At 67.7% G+C, this 1,688-nt stretch carries 1 protein-coding gene; it reads right to left on the reverse strand.

From position 1 onward, the window contains the following. Positions 1 to 172 precede the first annotated feature (172 nt). Positions 173 to 1,564: an IS1380 family transposase gene (locus AB0M29_RS45140; protein ID WP_365393675.1), complete on the reverse strand. Its 1,392-nt coding sequence runs from the start codon at positions 1,562 to 1,564 to the stop codon at positions 173 to 175. Positions 1,565 to 1,688 lie beyond the last annotated feature (124 nt).

The raw sequence follows: 1,688 nt of genomic DNA on the forward strand, positions 1-1,688 counted from the left end.
AGCCTCGATCCACCGACGTGGTGTGGGGAGGGATCTTGTGACCGGTTTCGAGTCGGTTTCAGGTCGGCGGTTGGGCGTGGGCAGGTTGTAGCCGCTGGTCTGCCCAGCTTTTCCACGGGTTCGGTTCCGGTTGGGCCCTGGCGGCGGGCGGGTCGGGTAGGGACTGTTCGTGTCAGCCGGGTGGGTCGTGGACGGTGTCGAAGAGGTGTGTCCAGGCGTGCTGCCAGGGCCAGTTGTGTGGCAGGTGCAAGGTGATGCGTCGTGCGGAGTGGGCGATGCGGGCCGGGACCTGGACCAGGTGGGTGCGGAGGGTGGCGGTGGTGGCTTTGGCGTGGAAGGGCGAGGTCAGTACGCCGGTGGCCCGCAGTAGGTTGTAGGTCATCGCCCACAGGGTGAGCCAGGCCGAGTTGGCGTGGAAGTGCCCGGAGGGCAGGTGCGCGAGAGCTCCGGCTTTGCTGTCCGCGATGACCTGCTCGACGACGGCGTGGTGGCGGTGTTCCCGCTCGGCCTGGAGCGTGGGCGCGGGCTGGTCGGTGAAGAAGGGGTGGTAGCGCCAGATGGGAAACAGCTCGCCCTGTTCTCCCAGGACGGCGGGTTTGGCCAGGTCACGGACCCGGCGCACGATCAGCCGGGCTGTGACGCGCTCACTCTTCTTGCGGCTGGCGAACGCGGTGTATGCGGGTATCTCGGCGACCTCGGCGTCCGAGATGAGCTCACCGGTGGCGGGGTCGGGCACCGCGGTCGGGTATGTGATCTGCTGCCACGCGGTGTCGGGAATAGCGAGGACGGCCCGTTTGATGGAGGGGTTCATGCCGGTGGTGATCGAGAAGTGGGCGCCGGCCCGGCGACAGGCGGCGATGACGGCGGCGTTGTAGAACTGCGAGTCGGCCCGCAGGATACGCATCCCGGTGCAGCCGGCCTCGACGGCGGTGGCCAGGGCCTCGCTCACGAATTTCGGGGCGCCCCGGGAGTCTGCTGCCTTGCCGCGTCGCATCCGCACGGTGGCGATCACCGGCCGGGTGTGGGGGGTGCAGATGGTGGCGAGGAGGGGGTGCAGGGTGCGGATTCCCTTGAAGCGGCCGTACTCGGCGCCCTGCTTGGCACGCCCGTAGACGCGTTTGTGGGTGGAGTCGACGTCGATGAACGCCATCGCGTCCGAGCCGGGCAGCAGCGGGGTGTGCGCGGCCAGTGCGCCGAGGAACCTGCGGTGCACGGCGTGGAGTTGGAGAGCGTGTCCGTGGGAGAACGCACGCAGGAACGTACCCAGCGTGGACGGGGCGCGAATACCGCCGAACACGGCCGGCATCGCCCCGTGCCGCAGGACGTGGAGGTCGTCGATACTGTCCGCACCCGCAGCCATACCCGCCACGATGCTGGTGACCTTGGCATCTACCGCCGCACCCGCCCCGTTCTTCGCCCCGGCCAGCTTCACCTTCTCCGTCACCAACCGCGACAGCCCGCACCGCTCGGCCAGCCGCAGCACCGGGACCAGCCCGGCCTGCGCGATCAGATTCGGATCATCGAACGAAGCGGAGACCGCCGCCGGCGTATGGGAAACTTGCATCTCGGAAGTGCCTTGCTGACTATGCGTGCTGGAAGCCTGAAGAACTCCCATCATCGCAGGTCACAAGGCACTTTCTCGTTCCAAGAAGAGTTATCCACAGACATCGAATCGGTGGATCAAGGCT

The organism is Streptomyces sp. NPDC051976, assembly GCF_040680795.1.
Lineage (GTDB): Bacteria > Actinomycetota > Actinomycetes > Streptomycetales > Streptomycetaceae > Actinacidiphila.

Bases quoted from the DNA above. Each gene is read 5' to 3' on its own strand.
- AB0M29_RS45140 (WP_365393675.1), bottom strand. From the start codon at position 1,564: ATGCAAGTTTCCCATACGCCGGCGGCGGTCTCCGCTTCGTTCGATGAT.